Genomic DNA, 18539 nt, shown 5'->3' with positions numbered 1-18539 from the left:
TGTCAGCGCGGCTGGATCTCACCCATCGGGCCCCACCCGGCGACCTCGGGCGCGTCCACGTAGATGATCTGCGGCTGCGCCGACACCAGGTCCGGTGCCTGCTCGACGAAGCGCTTGAAGGCGTCGGTGGCCACGTGGGCAGCGCCCGCGTCTGCGTCGCGGAAGCCCTCGACGCAGACGTAGGTGTCGGGCTCCTCCAGGCTCCGCGACCACTCGAAGAACAGCGAGCCCTCCTCGGCATTCACCGCGCGGGCGTAGTCGGCGGCCAGCCCGGTCCACTCGTCGGCGCGCTCGGGACGGACGGGGAACTTCACGACGATCAGGATCACGGTCACATTGTCGGCCTCCGGCCGACACCGCGGCCAGTTGCCGTCCCCCTGACGGGCGGAGCGGCTCCGTCGCGGCTGCCCGGGACCCTCCGGCTCCGGCCGACACCGCGGCCAGTTGCCGTCCCCCTGACGGGCGGAGCCGCGCTGCCTACAGCGGCTCCAGCCGCGTCCTCAGCAGGCAGAACTCGTTGCCCTCCGGGTCGGCCAGCACGTGGAAGCTCTCGTCGCCGGACTGCCCGACGTCGGCCGGTGTCGCGCCCAGGTCGAGCAGCCGTTGCAGCTCGGCGGCCTGGTCGCGGTCGGTCGGGTTGACGTCGATGTGCAGCTGCACCTTGCCCGGGGTGGGCTCGGCCACCGGCTGGAAGATGAGCGTGGGCGCCGGCCCGCCGAACCCCGCCTCGGGCCCGATCTCGACCTCGCCGTTCTCCTCCCGTCCCAGCACCCGGTAGCCCAGCACCGCCGCCCAAAAGGCGGCGAGGGACTCGGGGTCCCGGCTGTCGACGACGAGTTCGCTGAACCGGCAGGCCATGGGCGGACGATAGGCAGAACGGCGCGCGACTAACCTCGGCTCGTGCGCATCGTCCGTTTCGCCTCTCCTCAGGGCATGTCCTTCGGCGTCCTCGACGGGGACGGCCAGGTCGCCCAGATCGAGGGCCACCCCTTCGGCCAGATCTCCTTCACCGGTACCCGCTACGCGCAGGCCGACATCCGGCTGCTCTCGCCGATCCTGCCGAGCAAGGTCGTGTGCGTCGGGAAGAACTATGCCGAGCACGTCAAGGAGATGAACACCGGGGAGGCCCCGAAGGAACCGCTGCTGTTCCTCAAGCCCTCGACGTCGGTCATCGGCCCCGGCGACGCCATCCGCATCCCGCCCGGCAGCACGAACGTGCACCACGAGGTGGAGCTCGCTGTGGTGATCGGCGCCCGCGGGGCCCGCAACGTCACGCCGGAGCAGGCGCTGGGCAGCGTGTTCGGCTACACGATCGGCAACGACGTCACCGAGCGGGACATGCAGCGGAGCGACGGGCAGTGGACCCGCGCCAAGGGCTTCGACTCCTTCTGCCCGCTCGGGCCGTGGATCGAGACCGATCTGGCCGGCATCGGCCTCGACGCCGGCGACCTGGAGGTGACCTGCGACGTCGACGGCGAGCGCCGCCAGTCCGGGCGCACCAGCCAGCTGCTCTTCGCCGTCCCCACGCTCATCTCCTACATCTCGCAGGTGATGACGCTGCTGCCCGGCGACGTGGTGCTCACCGGCACCCCCTCGGGCGTGGGCCCGATCCGCCCCGGCCAGACCGTGGCGTGCAGCATCCAGGGCCTCGGCACGCTGACCAACACCGTGACGGCGGCCGACGCCGTCTCGACGGCCGGTGGCGCCCGATGACCGTGCGCACCCGCTTCTGCCCGTCGCCAACCGGGCTGGTCCACGTCGGGCTGATCCGCACGGCCCTCTTCAACTGGGCGCACGCCCGCCACCACGGCGGCACGTTCGTCTTCCGCATCGAGGACACCGACGCCGCCCGCGACTCCGAGGAGTCCTACCGGCACCTGCTCGACAGCCTGCGCTGGCTCGGGCTGGACTGGGACGAGGGGCCGGAGGTCGGGGGCCCGAACGGCCCGTACCGGCAGTCCGAGCGGCACGACGTCTACCGGGAGGTGGCCGCGAAGCTGCTCGAGGCCGGCCACGCCTACGAGTCGTTCTCGACCAACGAGGAGGTCGACGCCCGGCGCCGCGCCGCCGGCGAGGACCCCAAGCTCGGCTACGACAACCACGACCGGTTCCTCACCGACGCCCAGAAGCAGGCCTTCCGCGACGAGGGCCGGTCCCCGGTACTGCGGCTGAAGATGCCCGACGAGGACCTCAGCTGGACCGACCTGGTCCGCGGGGAGGTGCGCTTCGCCGCGGGTGCGGTGCCCGACTTCGTGCTCGTGCGCGGCAACGGCGCCCCGCTCTACCCCTTCGTGAACCCGGTCGACGACGCCCTGATGGGCATCACCGACGTCCTCCGCGGCGAGGACCTGCTGCCCTCGACCCCGCGCCAGCTGGCCCTGTACGCGGCGCTCACCGACATCGGCGTTGCGCAGGGCACCCCCCGGTTCGGCCACCTCCCGCTGGTCACCGGCGAGGGCACCAAGAAGCTGTCCAAGCGCGACCCCACGTCCAATCTCGACGTCTACCGGGAGCGCGGCTTCCTCCCCGAGGGGCTGGTCAACTACCTCGCGCTGCTGGGCTGGTCGATCGCCGACGACCGCGACATCTTCTCGGTCGTTGAGATGGTGGAGGCGTTCGACGTCACGAAGGTGAACGCGAACGCGGCGCGGTTCGACCTGAAGAAGGCCGAGGCGATCAACGCCACCCACCTGCGTTCCCTGCCGGTCGAGGAGTTCACCGCCCGGGTGGTGCCGTACCTGGCGGGCGCCGGGCTGGTCGCCGAGCCGCCCACCGCCGAGCAGGAGTCGGTGCTGCGGGCGATCGCGCCGCTGGCCCAGGAGCGCATGGTGGTGCTCTCCGAGGCCGTCGGGCTGCTGGGCTTCCTGTTCGTCGACGAGGTCACCATCGACCCACAGGCGGCGGAGAAGCAGCTCGCGGGGGACAGCGCGGTCGAGGTGCTGGACGCGGCGGAGGCGGCGCTGCGCGAGCTGCCGGAGTGGACCACCCCGGCCATCGAGCAGGCGCTCAAGGACGCGCTGGTCGAGGGCCTGGGGCGCAAGCCGCGGCAGGCCTTCGGGCCGGTGCGGGTCGCCGTCAGCGGGCGCACGGTGTCCCCGCCGCTGTACGAGTCGATGGAACTGCTCGGGCGCGAGCGGACGATGGCCCGGCTCGCGGCGGCCCGCACGGTGGCGACGGCGGGATGACCTTCCCGGGGACCGGTGGCGGTCCGGCCGACGAGCCGTACGCCGGACCGCCACCGACCCTGCGGCCGGACCCCGGGCGGTTCCCGGTCCCGCCCTGGCCGCAGCCGCCCGCGCCGTTCCCGCCGGGTGCGTACGCCCCGGGTCCGTTCCCCCCGGGTGCGTACGCCCCGGGTCCGTTCCCCCCGGGTGGGTACGCCCCGGGTCCGTTCCCGCCGGGTGGGTATGCCCCGGGCCCGTTCCCGCAGCCTCCTTTCCCCCCGGCGCCCTTTCCCCCGGCCGGCTGGGCCCTCCCGCCGGGCACACCGCCGCACGACGTCCCGCAGCCGTACCTGCGCATCATGCGGACCCGCGACTGGGCCTGGTGGCGGCCGCTGCTGGGGCTGCTCCTGCTGGGGGTGGTCTTCCTGGTGGCCGGCGCGCTGCTCGGCGTGATCGGCATCCTCACCGGCCTCAGCCCCGACCTGGCCCTGATCGAGCTCACCGACCCGGGCACGCTGCTGGTCACCAACGCGACCCTGGCCGTGGGCATCCCGGTGGTGTGGCTGGCCTGGGCGGTGGCGCACGGCATGCGCCCCGGCTGGTCGTCGTCGGTGCTCGCCCGGTTCCGGTGGCGGCTGCTGCCCCGGCTGACGCTGCTGGCGCTGGCCTCGATCGGGGTCGTGATCGGCCTCTCCGTGCTCCTGGGGATCACCGCGGAGGAGGTCGAGGTGACGGGACCGGTCCCCTCGTGGGGCTGGTTGCTGGCTGTCGTCCTGCTCACCACACCGCTGCAGTCCGCGGCCGAGGAGTACCTGTTCCGCGGCTACCTGAGCCAGGCGATCGCCGGCTGGATCCGCAGCCCGCGCGTCGGTGCCGTGGTGGCCGCGGTGGTCACCGGCGCGCTCTTCTCCCTCGCGCACCTCCCGCCGGACCTCGCCACGTTCCTCGACCGCTTCGCCTTCGCCCTGGCCGCCTCCGCCGTCGTCTGGCTGACCGGCGGCCTCGAGGCCGCGGTCGTCCTGCACGCGGTCAACAACGTGGTGCTGTTCCTGCTGGTGGCGCTGCTGGGTGATGCCGTGGCCACGGACGTGGTGCCGGCGGGGCTGGTTCCGGTGTCGCTCACGCTCACCGCGGTCGGCTTCGGCGGCTACGTCCTGCTCGTCGCCCGGTGGCGGCGGCGGGCGCGGCCGGAGCTGCACACGCCCGCGCTGGACCTGCGCCTCCCGCGGGCCGCGGCGCCCGCCCCGGCCGGCTGACCCGCCGACCGGGGGGTGGTGCCACCCGCCCGCGCAGCGTCGGGTACAGTTCTCTCCGGCGCCGCGAGGTGCTACCCATGGGGTATGGGGTAATTGGCAGCCCGACGGTTTCTGGTTCCGTTAGTCTAGGTTCGAGTCCTGGTACCCCAGCGAGGAAGCCTGGTTCCTCTTGCAGTACAGCAGTGACACAGCACGGCCCCGTCGTCTAGCGGCCCAGGACGCCGCCCTCTCACGGCGGTAGCGAGGGTTCGAATCCCTTCGGGGCTACGCGATCGAGAGCCCCCGACCACCCGGTCGGGGGCTCTCGCCGTTCCCAGGCCACTGAGCGGCGGGCTCAGACCTGGAGCAGCTCGTCGTTGCCCGGGAGCCCGTCGGAGCCGTCCGGCGCCGCCGCGCGGAAGGCCATCGGGCGTCCGCAGGACGCGGCCACCCGGGCGGAGTCGGTGAGTTGGACGTGCAGGTGCGGTTCGCTGCTGTTGCCGGAGTTGCCGCACTCCGCGACCTGCTGCCCGGCTGCGACGCGGTCGCCGACGGCCACCCGCACCGAGCCGCGGCGCAGGTGGGCCAGGACGGCATGGGTGCCGTCGTCCCGGCGGACGACGACGTGGTTGCCCAGCATCCACCGCGTGCCGGCCACCTGGCGTACGAAGCCCTCGACGACCAGCAGGACGATCAGGGACACCCACCCGCTGCGCGCCCGGTGGTCGCGACGGCGGTCGTGGACCCGCACGACCAGGCCGTCGACGGGGGAGCGCACCGGCCGGCCGAACGCCGGGTAGTCGGTCGGCCGCCGCCACTGACCGCCGGAGCCGAACGCGGGACGCGCTCCGTCGCCGGGCTCGGCCGCCAGGTCGATGGCCCATGTCTGGCCCAGCCCGTTGGTGCCGTGCGAGGGCACGCCGGAGGCGGGGGAGTTGACGGCCCGCCACCGGCCCGCGACCGGCGGCTCGACCACCGTCACCGGGTGCTCGGGCGGCCGCACTCGGTCGAGCACCAGGAAGCCGACGACGAGCAAAAACCCGGCGAGGGCGGCCGCGGGCACGCCGCTCCCGCCGACGGCGATGAGCAGGACGCCGGCCGGTGCCAGCGGGGCGCGGCACCGGGCCGCGAGGACGCGCGGGTTCACGACGACACCGCCGCGAGGACGACGTGCAGCGGGACCACCCGCTCGGCGGGCACGGCCCAGCTCCCGCGGGCGGTGGCGCGGAGCCACCCCGCTGCGGTGAGCTGGCGGAGGTGGTGGTGCAGCTGCCCGGTCGTGCCCAGTCCCGGGAGCGCGGCGAGCCCGGCGGTCGTGCGGGTCCCGCCCAGCACCTCCCGCAGCAGCCGGAGCCGGACCGCGTGGGCCAGCGCGGACAGCTCGGCGGCGAGTTCCGCGTCGGCCGAGCCGTCGCCGAGCGCATCCTCCGCGCCGTGCGTGCGCTGCCAGGCGTACTGCTCCCCGCTGGGCAGGCGCACCGAGCCCGCGTAGACGACGGCGCCACCGGGGAGGGCGGCCGCGTCCTCGGCGAGGCCGTCCAGCGCCCAGAACCGTTCCTGCGACCCGGTCTCCGCCGGTGCCGCGGGTGGCCGGCCGGCCCGCTCCGCGGCTGACTCGAGTGCGGCGAGGCGCTGCTCGATCCGGGTGAAGCGGTCCTCGTCGGTCATGGTGCGTCGACCGGCCGGTCGTTCTCCTGCCGCGGCCGGTCGCCGGCGAGCCCGGCGCCCACCGCGATGCCGATCGACCCGAAGAAGAACGGGTTGACCGCGGCGTCGTCCACGACGTGGACCAGCAGGCCCACGACGAAGCCGACGACGAAGCCGGCGAGGGCACCTCGGAGCGTGCGTACGAGAGCGGACCCGGTGCGCTGCATACGACGAATATACGTACCTACGTACTAGTAGGCCAGGGGGTCGAGCGCCCGGCCGTCGGCGCTGATCGGGCGGCGATTCCCGGCGAGCTCAGCGCGCGGCGCGGGCGATGGCCGCCGAGGCGTCCAGCACGGCGCCGATGACCTCCGGGCTGGGGCGCCGGCCCAGGCGCTCCACCGGCCCTGAGATCGAGACGGCGCCCAGCACGGACCCGTTGCCGTCCCGGACGGGGGCCGACAGCGACGCCACGCCGGCCTCCCGCTCGGCCACGCTGTGCGCCCAGCCGCGGCGGCGCACGTCGAGCAGGGTGCGGGCGGTGAAGCTGGCCGACGGCAGCAGGCGGGTCACCTCGTCGGCGGGCATGAACGCCAGCAGGGCGTGCGCCGCCGAGCCCGCGGTCATGGGCAGTCGGGCGCCGACCGGGACGGTGTCGCGCAGGCCACTGGTCCGCTCGGCGGCGGCGACGCACACGCGCGTCGCGCCGTCGCGGACGTAGAACTGGGCGCTCTCGCCGGTGGCGTCCCGCAGCGTGACCAGGTGACGCGAGGCGATCTCGCCGATGTCGGCGGTCGTCCGCCCGAGCTCCGCCAGCGCCGGACCCGGTGCCCAGCTGCCGCTGTCGGTGCGCCGGACGAGGCGGTGCCCCTCCAGGGCGACGGCGAGCCGGTGGGCGGTGGCCCGGGGCAGGCCGGTGCGCGTGACGAGCTCGGCGAGGGTGGCCGGTTCCTGTGCGACGGCATGCAGGATCGACACCGCTTTGTCCAGAACCGCGACCGGGTTAGGCTGTCCCACACAGCAATACTCGCATCCCGAGCAGTGAGACAGTCAACTCGGGATCGACCAGTCACCCGAAGGGGACGCGCCCGTGCCGAAGACCCTGGCCGAGAAGGTCTACGACGCCCACGTCGTGCGCAGCACGTCGGGGGAGCCCGACCTGCTCTACATCGACCTGCACCTGGTGCACGAGGTCACCAGCCCGCAGGCCTTCGACGGCCTGCGCGCCGCCGGGCGCACCGTGCGTCGCCCCGACCTGACGATGGCCACGGAGGACCACAACGTCCCGACCCTGGACATCCTCAAGCCGATCGCCGACCCGATCAGCCGTGCGCAGGTCGACGCGCTGCGCCGGAACGCCGCCGAGTTCGGTATCCGGCTGGCCCCGATGGGTGACCGCGACCAGGGCATCGTGCACGTCATCGGCCCGCAGCTGGGGCTCACCCAGCCCGGCATGACCATCGTCTGCGGCGACAGCCACACCTCCACGCACGGAGCGTTCGGCGCCCTGGCCTTCGGCATCGGCACCAGCGAGGTCGAGCACGTGCTGGCCACGCAGACCCTGCCGCAGTACCGGCCGAAGCAGATGTCGGTCACCGTCGACGGCGAGCTCGCTCCGGGGGTGTCGGCGAAGGACATCATCCTGGCCGTCATCGCCCAGATCGGCACCAACGGTGCGGCGGGACACGTCATCGAGTACCGCGGCGGCGCCATCGAGGCGCTCTCGATGGAGGCCCGGATGACCATCTGCAACATGTCGATCGAGGCCGGCGCGAAGGCGGGGCTCATCGCGCCGGACCAGACCACCTTCGACTTCCTGCGCGGCCGCCCGCACGCCCCGCAGGGCGACGACTGGGACGCCGCCGTCGAGCACTGGCGCACGCTGCGCACCGACGACGGGGCGGTGTTCGACCGCGAGGTGACGCTGGACGCCTCGACGCTCACGCCGTTCGTCACCTGGGGCACCAACCCCGGCCAGGGTCTGCCGATCGACGGCGTGGTGCCCGACCCGGCCCAGTTCGACGACGACGGCGAACGGCGGGCCGCCGAGCAGGCGCTGGCCTACATGGGGCTGACCCCCGGCACCCCGCTGCGCGAGATCAAGGTCGACACCGTGTTCCTCGGGTCCTGCACCAACGGCCGGATCGAGGACCTGCGCACCGCCGCGGCCTTCCTGCAGGGCAAGAAGATCGATCCGGAGACCCGCATGCTCGTCGTTCCCGGCTCGGTCGGCGTGAAGCTGCAGGCCGAGGCCGAGGGCCTGGACAAGGTCTTCGTCGAGGCCGGCGCCGAGTGGCGGGGGGCGGGCTGCTCGATGTGCCTGGGCATGAACCCCGACCAGCTCAAGCCCGGCGAGCGGTCGGCCTCGACCAGCAACCGCAACTTCCAGGGCCGCCAGGGCAAGGGCGGGCGCACCCACCTGGTCTCGCCGTCGGTCGCTGCCGCCACGGCGCTCACCGGCCGCCTCACCGCCCCCGCCGACCTGATCGGAGCCTGAGCCATGGACGCCTTCACCACGCACACCGGCACCGCCGCGCCGCTGCGCCGCAGCGCCGTCGACACCGACCAGATCATCCCGGCCGAGTACCTCAAGCGGATCACCCGCACCGGCTTCGAGGACGGGCTGTTCATCGCCTGGCGGACCAACGAGCCGGACTTCGTGCTCAACAAGCCCGAGTACGCCGACGCCTCGATCCTGGTGGCCGGCCCCGACTTCGGCACCGGCTCCTCCCGCGAGCACGCCAACTGGGCGCTGCTCGACGGTGGGTTCCGCGTCGTCATCAGCTCCCGGTTCGCCGACATCTTCCGCAACAACTCGACCAAGTCGGGGCTGCTCACCGTCGTGCTGCCGCAGGCCGAGGTCGAGGCGCTGTGGACCGCGGTCGAGGCCGACCCGGCGACACCGGTGACGGTCGACCTGCGCGCGAAGCAGGTGACCTACGGCGACGTGGCGGTGCCGTTCGAGATCGACGACTACACCCGGTGGCGGCTGCTGGAGGGGCTCGACGACGTCGGCCTCACCGAGCGGCACCTCGACGACATCGAGGCCTACGAGGCGGCGCGCCCGGCCTGGCTCCCGGCGGCGCTCCCCGCGCGCTGAGGCAGCGGGGCGTCCGGGTCGGGCTCGAAGTCGCGGTAGTAGTCCGCGACCAGCGCGCCCGGCCGGCCGCCGAGGGCCCAGACGCTGCCCTTGGCGGCCGGCGGGAGCAGACCGCGGACGCCGTGGCCGTGCACCCCGAGCGTCTGCAGCACCGAGGGGATCACCCCGCCCTGGCTGCACAGCACCGTCGCCCCGGGGCGCTCCAGCAGCTCCGCCACGAGCGCCATCCCCGCCCGCGGGTCGTCGGCGAAGGACTCCTCGCCCATCCGGGGTGACGGCCGCACGTCCACGGCCAGCCGCTCGGCCAGCGGCTCCACCGTCTGCGTGCAGCGCACCTTCGGGGTGCTGAACACCTCGTCCGGGGCGAACCACGTCAGGGCGTCGGCCAGCTGCTCGGCCTGCCGCCGGCCCTTGTCATCCAGCGGCCGCAGCTCGTCCGGGCCGCCGAACTCCTGCTTGCTGCCGGCGCGGCCGTGCCGCACCAGCAGCAGGCCCACCTCGCGCGGCACGTCGGTGCGGGCGGCGTCGGCGATCACCAGCCGGTCGTGCTCGTGGGTGACGAGCGCGGCGGCGTCGTCGGGGGCGAGCCAGCGCAGCTCGTCCACCTCATCGTTGGCGCCGAAGGAGCCCCCCACGCACCGCATCAGCCAGTAGTCGACGTGCTTGGGCACGCCGTCGACCGCGTACTGGGTCGTCGGGCCCCGGCGTCCGGCGACGATGCGCAGCCCGGTCTCCTCGACCACCTCGCGGCACGCGGCGGCCAGGGCGTGCTCACCGGCGTCGAGCTTCCCCTTCGGCAGCGACCAGTCGTCGTAGCGGGGCCGGTGGACCACGGCGATCTCGATGCCGTCGTCCCCGGCCGGGCGCCACACGACGCCGCCGGCGGCCGCGATCGGTCGCGGCTCAGCCGGCGAGCTCATGGATCCGGTGCATCAGCTCTGCCTGGTAGTCCCGCCCGTCCAGCCGGTCCCACTGCCCGTCGCTGCGCAGCTCCCAGCACCGCACCCCCGGCTCCATGGCCGGGCGCAGGGTCTCCTCCAGCTGCCTGCGGGCCGCCTCGTCGCAAACCCGCAGCAGCACCTCGACCCTGCGGTCGAGGTTGCGGTGCATGAGGTCTGCGCTGCCGATCCACCACTCCGGGTCCCCGCCGTTGAGGAAGGAGATCACCCGGGAGTGCTCGAGGAACCGGCCGACGATCGAGCGCACCCGGATCGTCTCCGACATCCCGGCCACGCCCGGTCGCAGCGCGCAGATCCCGCGGACGAACAGCTCCACCGGCACACCGGCCTGCGAGGCCTCGTAGAGGGCGTCGATGAGGCGCTCGTCGACGATGGAGTTCGCCTTGATGCGGATGCCCGAGGGGCGTCCCTCGCGCGCGTTCCGCGCCTCGCGGCGGATCTTCTCGATGAGCCCGTTGCGGATGCTGTGCGGCGCCACCATGAGCGTGCGGTAGTTGGTCTGCCGCGAGTAGCCGGTGAGGACGTTGAACAGGTCGGTGAGGTCCGCGCCCACCCGCGGGTCGGCGGTGAGGATGCCCAGGTCCTCGTAGATCCGCGCCGTCTTCGGGTTGTAGTTGCCGGTGCCGATGTGGCAGTAGCGGCGGATCACGCCCTGCTCGCGGCGCACGACCAGCGCCGTCTTGCAGTGCGTCTTCAGCCCGACCAGTCCGTACACGACGTGGCAGCCGGCCCGCTCCAGCGAGCGCGCCCAGCTGATGTTGGCCTCCTCGTCGAACCGGGCCTTGATCTCCACCAGGACCACGACCTGCTTGCCGGCCTCCGCCGCCTCGATCAGCGCGTTGACGATGGGGGAGTCGCCCGAGGTCCGGTAGAGCGTCTGCTTGATCGCCAGCACGTTCGGGTCGGCGGCCGCCTGCTCGATGAACCGCTGCACGCTGGTGGCGAACGAGTGGTAGGGGTGGTGCACTAGGACGTCGCCCTCGCGCAGGGTCGCGAAGACGCTCTTCGGCGTCTCGCCCTCGCTCAGCCGCGGGTGGGTGGTCGGGACGAACGGCTCGTCCTTGAGCTCCGGCCGGTCCAGGTCGTAGAGAGCCGTGAGCGAGGCCAGGTCGAGCAGCCCCGGCACGTGCACGACGTCGTCCGGGGAGACCTCGAGCTCGGAGACGAGCACCTCGAGGATCCGGGGGTCCATCGGCTCGGCGACCTCGAGGCGGACCGCGGGGCCGAACCGGCGCCGGGCGAGCTCCCGCTCCAGCGCCTGCAGCAGGTCCTCGTCGCGGTCCTCCTCGACCTCCACGTCGGCGTTGCGGGTGACACGGAAGAAGTGGTGGTCGAGCACGTCGAGCCCCGGGAAGAGCTGGGGCAGGTGGGCGGCGATCAGGTCCTCGAGGGGCAGGAAGATGACGGTGTCGTCCTGCGAGGTGACCGACACGAAGCGCGGCACGTTGTTGGGCACCTTGAGCCGCGCGAAGCGGGGGGCGTTGGTGTCCGGGTCGTGCACCGACACCGCGAGGTTCAGCGACAGGCCGCTGATGTACGGGAACGGGTGCGCGGGGTCGACGGCCAGCGGGGTCAGCACCGGGAACACCTGGTCGCGGAAGTAGTCCCGGAGCCGGCGCATCGCGTCCTCGTCCAGGTCGTCCCAGTGGACGATCCGGATGCCGGCCTCCTCGAGGCGGGGCAGCACGTCCTTGTTGAAGACGTCGGAGTGCCGCTGCACCAGCTCCTGCGTGCGGGCGGTCACCCGCTCCAGCTGCTCGCGGATGGTCAGCCCGTCGGGCGAGCGGACGGTGAGACCGGTGCTCTGCCGGCGCTTCAGACCGGCGATGCGCACCATGTAGAACTCGTCCAGGTTGCTGGCGAAGATCGCGAGGAACTTCACCCGCTCCAGCAGCGGCAGCGAGTCGTCCTCGGCGAGCTCCAGCACGCGGGCGTTGAAGTCCAGCCAGGACAGTTCTCGGTTCAGGTAGCGGTCGACGGGGAGGGCATCGGTCCGGGGAGCGCTCTCTGTTGCCACTCCCTCATCGTGCCGTACGGACCCGGATGGCGAGCGAGGACGACCCCCGCACCAGCGCGGACGTGCGTGGTCCGGCCCCCAGCGCCAGCGCTGCCCGGAGGTCCGCGGGGACGTCGACGTCGCGGCGCAGGCCGGGCCAGGCGCCGGTGAGCCGAACCGCGCCGCCGGCCTGGTGGGCTGCGGCGGAGCCGCGGCCGAACCGCGGGCGCAACGGCGTGCCGACGGCGGTCAGCAGGGTGGTGCCCGTTCCCTGGGCATCGGCCACGAAGCAGCGGGGCGCCGCCTCCGCCTCCGCCAGCGCCGCCGCCAGCTCCACCGGGCGGAGGGCGGGCAGGTCGGAGGAGAGCGCGGCGACGGCGTCCCCGGGAGCGCTCCCGGCGCCGTGCTCGAGCGCGGGGTTCAGGCCGCCGTCCGGTTCGTCGGGCACCGCGCGGGCGCCCAGCCCGCGCACCAGGTCGGCGGCCACCGGCTCGTCGGTGACGACCACCACCGACCCGACCCGCTCGCAGGCCAGCGCCGCGGCCACGGTGTCGGCCAGCAGGGCGAGGACCAGGGCGCCGTGGTCGCCGCCGGGGACGCCGGTGAGCGGCCGCAGCCGGGTCTTGGCGGCGGCGAGGCGCTTCGCCGGGACCACGACCGACCACCTGGACACGACGACAATGTCAGCACACGGTGACCCGGGACCCCGTCGGCCGGGACCCGGTGCTCCCCCGGCGGCCGCACGGGTCGATCATGGGCTGGCTCACAGGACAGGGAGGGGAGCCGGTGTCGGACGAGACGTCCCCGCGCGGGACGAGCGCGGGCGGACCGGTGCGCGCACCCGGTGCCCGCCGCGCTGCCAAGTGGCGCACCCGGGGGCGCATCTCCTTCCCGCTGTGGCTGTGCATCGTGGTGATCTACCCGGTGTCCGCCCTGATCTTCCGGCTGCGCTACCACCACGCCGAGCGCATCCCGGTCACCGGGCCGGTGCTCCTGGTGGTCAACCACGTGTCGGTGCTGGACCCGCTGGCCTGCGCCCGCCTGGTGTTCGACCGCGGTCGGATCCCGCACTTCCTGGCCAAGGAGGCGGTCTTCAGGGGGCTGGCCGGCACGATCCTGCGGGCGGCCGGGCAGATCCCCGTCGCCCGGTTCTCCAGCGCCGCCCGCGGCGCGCTCGCGGCGGCGGAGGCCGATCTGCATGCGGGCAACATCGTGGTGGTGTACCCGGAGGGCTCGGTGACCCGGGACCCCGACTGGTGGCCCATGCAGGCGCGCACGGGGGCGGCCCATCTGGCGCTCACCACCGACGCCGTGGTCGTCCCGGTCGCCCAGTGGGGGCCGCAGCGGGTGCACGACTACCACACCAAGAAGCTGCACCTGCGGCTCCGCACGCCCACCCACTACCTCGTGGGCGAGCCGATCGACCTCTCCGCGGCGCGGGCCGAGGTGCGCGCCGGCCGCCCCCTGGAGCCCGCGCTGCTGCGGGAGACGACGGAGCAGATGATGTCCCGGGTCCGCGACCAGCTGGCCGAGCTGCGCGGGGAGCCCGCGCCGCGCGTGGTCCACCCCGCTCCCCGCCGGGAGCGGCACGGCGACCTGCCCGGGAGCGCCGCGTGACCCGGGCGGCGGTCCTGGGCGCCGGTTCCTGGGGCACGACGTTCGCCAAGGTGCTCGCCGACGCCGGCTGCGACGTCCGGCTCCACGCGCGGCGGCCGGAGCTCGTCGATGCCATCACCGACACGCGGGAGAACCCCGACTACCTGCCGGGTGTGCGCCTGCCCGACCGGCTGCGGGCGACCGTCGACCCGGCCGAGGCACTGGACGACGCCGACGTCGTCGTGCTCGCGGTCCCCTCGCAGTCGCTGCGCGGCAACCTCACGGCCTGGCGGGGGCTGCTGCCGCCGGACGCCACGCTGCTCTCGCTCATGAAGGGCATCGAGCTGGGCACGACCATGCGGATGAGCGAGGTGATCTGCGAGATCACCGGCTCCCCGGCTGCGCACGTCGCGGCGTTGTCGGGCCCGAACCTGGCCCGGGAGATCGCCGAGGAGCAGCCGGCCGCCACGGTGATCGCGTGCTCGGACCCCGACCGCGCCGCGGTGCTCCAGGCGGCGTGCCACACCCGGTACTTCCGCCCCTACACCAACCCCGACGTCGTCGGCTGCGAGCTGGGCGGAGCGGTGAAGAACGTCATCGCCCTGGCCTGCGGTATCGCCGAGGGGCTCGGCTTCGGGGACAACACCCGCGCCTCGCTCATCACCCGCGGGCTGGCCGAGACCGCCCGGCTGGGCATCGCGCTGGGCGCCGAGCTGACCACCTTCGCGGGGCTGGCGGGGCTGGGGGACCTGGTGGCCACCTGCAGCTCGCCGCTGTCGCGCAACCGCACCTTCGGCGAGAAGCTCGGCCGCGGCATGACCGTGGAGGAGGTCCAGCAGAGCACCCGGCAGACGGCGGAGGGCGTGAAGAGCTGCCGGTCGGTGCTCGACCTCGCGCGGGCGCACGGCATCGACGTGCCGATCACCGAGGCGGTCGTCCGCGTGTGCCACGAGGGCGAGGCGCCCGGCCGGATGGTGCGCGAGATCATGTCGCGCGAGGCGAAGCCGGAGTGATGGAGTCTGCGGACGTGGACAGCGGATGGGGCGACGGGACCAGGTCGGTACGCGGGGGGGAGGGGCCCGCGGCGCCGGGCGAGCCGATGCGGCCCTCGCCGGTGTTCGCCGCCCCCTTCCACCTCGGTGACCAGCCCCCGCGTGCGGGCGGGAACGACGCCTACGCGCGGACCGAGCACCCGACGCTCCGGCACTTCGAGTCCGCCGTCGGGGAGCTCGACGGCGGGCGCTGCCTGTCCTTCGCCACCGGGATGGCGGCGCTGACCGCCGCCGTGCTGGCCCCCACCCGCAGCGGTGACCGAGTCGTGCTGCCGTCGGACGGGTACTACACGACCCGCCTGCTGGCCGCCGAGGAGCTCGCCCGCTTCGGCATCGAGGTGCAGTACGTGCCCACGCCGGAGATCGGGCGCGTCGCCGCCGACGGGGGGCTCGCGGGCGCCCGGATGGTGCTGCTGGAGACGCCGAGCAACCCGCAGCTGGACGTCTGCGACATCGCCGCCGTGGCCGCGGCCGCCCACGCCGCGGGCGCGCTGGTCGCGGTCGACAACACCACCGCCACCCCGCTGGGTCAGCGTCCCCTGGCGCTGGGGGCCGACCTCACCGTGGGCAGCGACACCAAGGCGCTCACCGGCCACAGCGACGTGCTGCTCGGGCACGTGACCGTGACCGACGAGGAGCTGTACGCGGCCGTGAAGGGCTTCCGCGACCGCACCGGCAGCACGCCGGGGCCGTTCGAGGCCTGGCTCGGGCACCGGTCGATGAGCACCCTGGACCTCCGGCTGGCCCGTCAGGCGGCGAACGCGGCGGCGGTCGCCGAGCTGCTGGCGGGGCACCCGGCCGTCACGAACCTGCGCTGGCCGTGGCGCGAGGGCGACCCGTCGTTCGCGCTGGCCGCGCGCCAGATGCTGCGCCCGAACGGCGTGGTGTCCGCGGAGCTGGCCGACGAGACCGCGGTCGCCCGGCTGCTGGCGGAGAGCCGGCTGTGGGCCGCGGCGACGAGCTTCGGCGGCGTCCACAGCACGATCGACCGGCGCGCGCAGTGGGGCGGGGACGCGGTCCCCGCGGGCTTCGTGCGGCTGTCCTGCGGGATCGAGGACCCCGCCGACCTGGTCGCCGACCTATCCCACGCGCTCGACGCCCTCGGCTGACGACGACCGGCGGCGGTTGCCCGCGACGGTGAGCCAGATGCTGACCCCGAAGTAGTAGGCGAGGTAGGCCATGCTCAGCGCGACCACCAGCGGGTGCGGGTCGGGGTACTGGACGACCAGCACCGCGGAGGCGACCAGCCAGACCGTCGCCAGCCCCAGGTTCAGCCCCCGGAGCAGCTTGGTGCGGGACGGGTAGACGTACTTGACCGGCACGAAGACCAGCACCGTCAGGACCGCGAGCGCGATGCCGACACCGGTGGTGCCGACGTTCAGGATGATCGCGTAGAACGCGACCACGTTCCAGTAGCTGGGGAAGCCGAGGAAGTAGTGGTCCTCGGTCTTCGCGTCGGTCCGGCAGAACTGGTAGCAGGAGGCGAGCAGCGGTAGCGCGGCCAGGACCCAGCCGAGGGCGCCGCCGGGCAGCCGGTCGGTCGTCCAGAGCAGCACGACGGGTGCGAAGACGTACGTCAGGTAGTCGACGATGTCGTCCATCCGGGCGCCGTCGAACCAGGGGATCGTCTGCTTGACCCGGGTGCGCCGGGCCAGCATCCCGTCCGTGCCGTCGATGAACAGCGTCGCGAGGATCAGCCACAGGGCGGTCTCCACGGCGCCGTCGAAGGCGGCCAGGACGATGAGCAGCCCGAGCACCGAGCCGCTGGCGGTGTACAGGTGCACCGCCGCGCCGGCCAGGCGCAGGCGCCGGGAGTGCCCGGTCCCGTCGCTGGTGCGCACCGCCCCGGGTGCGGTCTGGTGGGCTGGGTCGTCGTGCACGGCGACGAGGCTGCCACACCACGCTCGACCCGGCGGGCCGAGCCGTGCACCGACGACGCGGCGGGGCCCGGAACGCGGCCTCGGTTAGGGTCGCGGCAATGAGCGGACAGCAGGGCAAGGTGCGTGTGGCCGTCGTCTTCGGGGGGCGCAGCGAGGAGCACGCCATCTCCTGCATCTCCGCCGGCAGCGTGATGGCCGCGCTCGACCCGGACCGCTACGAGGTCGTCCCCGTCGGCATCGCCAAGGACGGGCGCTGGGTGCTCCCCGACGCCGGCCAGCAGCTCGCCCTCACCGACGGCGCGCTGCCCGAGGTCACCGGCGGCACGGCGGTCTCGCTGGTCGGTGACCCGGAGGCGCGCGGGCTGGCCGTCCTGGAGCCCGGTGCGGCGGTCGGCAGGGCGCTCACCGAGGTCGACGTCGTCTTCCCGGTCCTGCACGGCGCCTTCGGCGAGGACGGCACGGTCCAGGGGCTGCTGGAGATGACCGGGCTGCCCTACGTGGGCTCGGGGGTGTTCGCCAGCGCCGCCTCCATGGACAAGGAGTTCACCAAGAAGCTCCTGGCCGCGGCCGGCCTGCCGCAGGGCGAACACGTCGTCCTGCGCGACGAGCACGGCGCGGTCTGCGCCGACCCGGCGGTGCTCGACGAGGCCGGGCGGGAGCGCCTCGGCCTGCCGGTCTTCGTGAAGCCGGCCCGTGCCGGGTCCAGCATCGGCATCAGCAAGGTCACCGACTGGGCGCAGTTCCCGGCGGCCGTCGCGGCGGCCGCCGCGGTGGACCCGAAGGTGATCGTGGAGGCGGCCGTCCCCGGTCGGGAGATCGAGTGCGGCGTCCTCGCCGCCCGCGGCTCGGGGCTGCCCGAGGCGAGCCTGCCCGCCGAGATCCGGCTGCGGCCGGGCGTCGACTGGTACGACTTCGCGGCCAAGTACCTCGACGACGCCGCGGAGTTCGACATCCCGGCCGACCTCACCCCGGAGCAGCTCGCCGCGGTGCAGGCCGCCGCGCGCCGCGCCTACCTCGCCCTGGACTGCCGCGGGCTGGCCCGGGTCGACTTCTTCCTCGGCACCGGCCCCGACGGCGCGGACCGCCTGGTGATCAACGAGGTCAACACGATGCCGGGGTTCACCCCGATCTCGATGTTCGCCCGCATGTGGGCGGCCACCGGCGTGGACTTCGCCGACCTGGTGGACCGCCTGGTGAGCGGGGCGCTCGCCGGCGGTGCGCGGCCGGGCCGGTGACCGCGGGGCGGCCGGCTCCGCGGAACGCGGCCGCCACCCGGTCCGGGGTCGTCCCCGCGGTCGTGGTCGCCGCCGCGCTGCTGAGCGGGTGCGGGCGCACGGTCGACGGCGTCGCCACCGCCGGGCCGCCGTCGGACCGGCCGTCCTCCCCGGCGGAGCTCGAGGAGCTCATCGTCCGGGAGGTGCCCTCGGGGCTGCCGCGCCTGCGCGACGAGGAGCTGGAGCCACCGGCCGGACCCAAGCGGCTGGAAGACGTCGCCGGTTACGCGCCCGACCCGGAGCGCGAACTCGCGGTGCTGGAGAGCTACGGCTACCGGTACGGGTGGGAGCGCTTCTGGGGCCGGGAGTCCGGCCCGATGACCGGCGTGTTCGTCGACCAGTTCGAGCAGCGGGCCGGTGCCCGGGCCTACGCCGAGAATCTGGCGCGCAACGACGCCGAGCTGTACGGGGGCGTCCTCAGCGTCGACCCACCCGAGCTGCCCGCCAACTGCCGGCTGCTCACCGTGGACGCGCCCGTGCCGGCGGCGGGGTTGGTCGACCCGGCGGCCTTCGCGTGGTGCTGGCACGGCGTCTTCAGCGTGTCGGTGACCGCCGTGGCCGGATCGGTCCCCGATGCGGTGCGGGAGGTCGGCGCCGTGCTGGAGACGCAGCTGGACCTGCTGCCGCCCGGGTGAG

20 protein-coding genes and 2 tRNA genes are annotated in these 18539 nt (G+C 74.0%); 12 read left to right on the top strand and 10 right to left on the bottom strand.

Annotation, left to right across the window (positions count from 1 at the left end; all coding sequences use genetic code 11):
- Nucleotides 1-2 precede the first annotated feature (2 nt).
- Nucleotides 3-329, bottom strand: a complete 327-nt coding sequence (locus ACI79Q_RS09695; RefSeq protein ID WP_456588849.1) for a putative quinol monooxygenase — start codon at nucleotides 327-329, stop codon at nucleotides 3-5.
- 148 nt (nucleotides 330-477) lie between these two features.
- A complete protein-coding gene (locus ACI79Q_RS09690; protein ID WP_456614611.1) occupies nucleotides 478-858 on the bottom strand; it encodes a VOC family protein in 381 nt (126 codons plus the stop codon).
- A 42-nt stretch (nucleotides 859-900) separates the two neighbouring features.
- Here ACI79Q_RS09690 and ACI79Q_RS09685 point away from each other — a divergent pair, with 42 nt between their 5' ends.
- The 5 genes from ACI79Q_RS09685 (at nucleotide 901) to ACI79Q_RS09665 (ending at nucleotide 4687) form a co-directional block, all read left to right on the top strand.
- A complete protein-coding gene (locus ACI79Q_RS09685) occupies nucleotides 901-1713 on the top strand; it encodes a fumarylacetoacetate hydrolase family protein (RefSeq protein ID WP_456588847.1) in 813 nt (270 codons plus the stop codon).
- On the top strand, nucleotides 1710-3185 hold the full coding sequence (gene gltX, locus ACI79Q_RS09680) for a glutamate--tRNA ligase (protein WP_456599676.1): 1476 nt from the start codon (nucleotides 1710-1712) through the stop codon (nucleotides 3183-3185). The genes ACI79Q_RS09685 and gltX overlap by 4 nt, the downstream gene beginning before the upstream one ends.
- Nucleotides 3186-3523: 338 nt before the next feature.
- Complete coding sequence (locus tag ACI79Q_RS09675) at nucleotides 3524-4420, top strand: CPBP family intramembrane glutamic endopeptidase (protein ID WP_456588845.1); 897 nt, start codon at nucleotides 3524-3526, stop codon at nucleotides 4418-4420.
- A gap of 78 nt (nucleotides 4421-4498) precedes the next feature.
- A tRNA-Gln gene (locus tag ACI79Q_RS09670) sits at nucleotides 4499-4570 on the top strand.
- A gap of 44 nt (nucleotides 4571-4614) precedes the next feature.
- A tRNA-Glu gene (locus tag ACI79Q_RS09665) sits at nucleotides 4615-4687 on the top strand.
- A gap of 67 nt (nucleotides 4688-4754) precedes the next feature.
- Here the strand turns inward: ACI79Q_RS09665 and ACI79Q_RS09660 are convergent.
- From ACI79Q_RS09660 to ACI79Q_RS09645, 4 genes are all read right to left on the bottom strand, one after another.
- Nucleotides 4755-5546: a M23 family metallopeptidase gene (locus ACI79Q_RS09660; protein WP_456599864.1), complete on the bottom strand. Its 792-nt coding sequence runs from the start codon at nucleotides 5544-5546 to the stop codon at nucleotides 4755-4757.
- Nucleotides 5543-6067, bottom strand: coding sequence for an ArsR/SmtB family transcription factor (locus ACI79Q_RS09655; protein WP_456599865.1), 525 nt, complete (start codon nucleotides 6065-6067; stop codon nucleotides 5543-5545). The genes ACI79Q_RS09660 and ACI79Q_RS09655 overlap by 4 nt, the downstream gene beginning before the upstream one ends.
- Nucleotides 6064-6273 (bottom strand): hypothetical protein, encoded by a 210-nt coding sequence (locus ACI79Q_RS09650; RefSeq protein ID WP_456614610.1) that lies wholly within the window; start codon nucleotides 6271-6273, stop codon nucleotides 6064-6066. The genes ACI79Q_RS09655 and ACI79Q_RS09650 overlap by 4 nt, the downstream gene beginning before the upstream one ends.
- A gap of 88 nt (nucleotides 6274-6361) precedes the next feature.
- Nucleotides 6362-7024 carry an IclR family transcriptional regulator gene (locus ACI79Q_RS09645; protein WP_456588841.1) on the bottom strand — a complete coding sequence of 221 codons (663 nt, stop codon included), beginning with the start codon at nucleotides 7022-7024 and terminating at the stop codon, nucleotides 6362-6364.
- Nucleotides 7025-7136: 112 nt separating this feature from the next.
- On the opposite strand from ACI79Q_RS09645, the gene leuC reads away from it, so the two are divergent.
- Together leuC and leuD are read left to right on the top strand one after the other, a co-directional pair.
- Nucleotides 7137-8543 carry a 3-isopropylmalate dehydratase large subunit gene (leuC, locus tag ACI79Q_RS09640; protein WP_456588840.1) on the top strand — a complete coding sequence of 469 codons (1407 nt, stop codon included), beginning with the start codon at nucleotides 7137-7139 and terminating at the stop codon, nucleotides 8541-8543.
- Nucleotides 8544-8546: 3 nt separating this feature from the next.
- Nucleotides 8547-9146, top strand: coding sequence for a 3-isopropylmalate dehydratase small subunit (gene leuD, locus ACI79Q_RS09635; RefSeq protein WP_456588839.1), 600 nt, complete (start codon nucleotides 8547-8549; stop codon nucleotides 9144-9146).
- Here leuD and ACI79Q_RS09630 read toward each other — a convergent pair.
- From ACI79Q_RS09630 to cofC, 3 genes are read right to left on the bottom strand one after another with little or no spacing between them, the layout of a single operon-like run.
- Nucleotides 9095-10066 (bottom strand): NUDIX hydrolase, encoded by a 972-nt coding sequence (locus tag ACI79Q_RS09630; RefSeq protein WP_456614609.1) that lies wholly within the window; start codon nucleotides 10064-10066, stop codon nucleotides 9095-9097. The two genes, leuD and ACI79Q_RS09630, sit on opposite strands and share 52 nt — an antisense overlap.
- Nucleotides 10050-12122, bottom strand: coding sequence for an RNA degradosome polyphosphate kinase (locus ACI79Q_RS09625; protein WP_456588837.1), 2073 nt, complete (start codon nucleotides 12120-12122; stop codon nucleotides 10050-10052). Before ACI79Q_RS09625 ends, ACI79Q_RS09630 begins: the two co-directional genes overlap by 17 nt.
- A 4-nt stretch (nucleotides 12123-12126) precedes the next feature.
- Complete coding sequence (gene cofC / locus ACI79Q_RS09620) at nucleotides 12127-12774, bottom strand: 2-phospho-L-lactate guanylyltransferase (RefSeq protein WP_456588836.1); 648 nt, start codon at nucleotides 12772-12774, stop codon at nucleotides 12127-12129.
- A gap of 113 nt (nucleotides 12775-12887) precedes the next feature.
- Between cofC and ACI79Q_RS09615 the strand changes: the two genes are divergently transcribed.
- From ACI79Q_RS09615 to ACI79Q_RS09605, 3 genes are read left to right on the top strand one after another with little or no spacing between them, the layout of a single operon-like run.
- On the top strand, nucleotides 12888-13718 hold the full coding sequence (locus ACI79Q_RS09615) for a lysophospholipid acyltransferase family protein (RefSeq protein ID WP_456588835.1): 831 nt from the start codon (nucleotides 12888-12890) through the stop codon (nucleotides 13716-13718).
- The gene (locus tag ACI79Q_RS09610) at nucleotides 13715-14710 is read left to right on the top strand and encodes an NAD(P)H-dependent glycerol-3-phosphate dehydrogenase (RefSeq protein WP_456588834.1); all 996 of its coding nucleotides are present in this window, start codon (nucleotides 13715-13717) and stop codon (nucleotides 14708-14710) included. Before ACI79Q_RS09615 ends, ACI79Q_RS09610 begins: the two co-directional genes overlap by 4 nt.
- A gap of 14 nt (nucleotides 14711-14724) precedes the next feature.
- Nucleotides 14725-15858, top strand: a complete 1134-nt coding sequence (locus ACI79Q_RS09605) for a cystathionine gamma-lyase (RefSeq protein ID WP_456614608.1) — start codon at nucleotides 14725-14727, stop codon at nucleotides 15856-15858.
- Here the strand turns inward: ACI79Q_RS09605 and ACI79Q_RS09600 are convergent.
- A complete protein-coding gene (locus ACI79Q_RS09600) occupies nucleotides 15829-16629 on the bottom strand; it encodes a CDP-alcohol phosphatidyltransferase family protein (protein ID WP_456614607.1) in 801 nt (266 codons plus the stop codon). The two genes, ACI79Q_RS09605 and ACI79Q_RS09600, sit on opposite strands and share 30 nt — an antisense overlap.
- Nucleotides 16630-16727: 98 nt before the next feature.
- Here ACI79Q_RS09600 and ACI79Q_RS09595 point away from each other — a divergent pair, with 98 nt between their 5' ends.
- On the top strand, nucleotides 16728-17864 hold the full coding sequence (locus ACI79Q_RS09595; protein ID WP_456599869.1) for a D-alanine--D-alanine ligase family protein: 1137 nt from the start codon (nucleotides 16728-16730) through the stop codon (nucleotides 17862-17864).
- The gene (locus ACI79Q_RS09590; protein WP_456614606.1) at nucleotides 17861-18538 is read left to right on the top strand and encodes a hypothetical protein; all 678 of its coding nucleotides are present in this window, start codon (nucleotides 17861-17863) and stop codon (nucleotides 18536-18538) included. The genes ACI79Q_RS09595 and ACI79Q_RS09590 overlap by 4 nt, the downstream gene beginning before the upstream one ends.
- The last annotated feature ends 1 nt before the right edge of the window (nucleotide 18539 follow it).

This window comes from Blastococcus sp. SYSU DS0828 (assembly GCF_054050975.1).
Note: the sequence above shows the minus strand (reverse complement) of the source record. Positions and strands in the feature narration are given on the sequence as shown.

Coding starts and splice junctions, on each gene's coding strand:
- ACI79Q_RS09690 (WP_456614611.1), bottom strand. CDS start 858: ATGGCCTGCCGGTTCAGCGAACTCGTCGTCGACAGCCGGGACCCCGAG.
- gltX (WP_456599676.1), top strand. CDS start 1,710: ATGACCGTGCGCACCCGCTTCTGCCCGTCGCCAACCGGGCTGGTCCAC.
- ACI79Q_RS09675 (WP_456588845.1), top strand. CDS start 3,524: ATGCGGACCCGCGACTGGGCCTGGTGGCGGCCGCTGCTGGGGCTGCTC.
- ACI79Q_RS09655 (WP_456599865.1), bottom strand. CDS start 6,067: ATGACCGACGAGGACCGCTTCACCCGGATCGAGCAGCGCCTCGCCGCA.
- ACI79Q_RS09650 (WP_456614610.1), bottom strand. CDS start 6,273: ATGCAGCGCACCGGGTCCGCTCTCGTACGCACGCTCCGAGGTGCCCTC.
- leuD (WP_456588839.1), top strand. CDS start 8,547: ATGGACGCCTTCACCACGCACACCGGCACCGCCGCGCCGCTGCGCCGC.
- ACI79Q_RS09630 (WP_456614609.1), bottom strand. CDS start 10,066: ATGAGCTCGCCGGCTGAGCCGCGACCGATCGCGGCCGCCGGCGGCGTC.
- ACI79Q_RS09595 (WP_456599869.1), top strand. CDS start 16,728: ATGAGCGGACAGCAGGGCAAGGTGCGTGTGGCCGTCGTCTTCGGGGGG.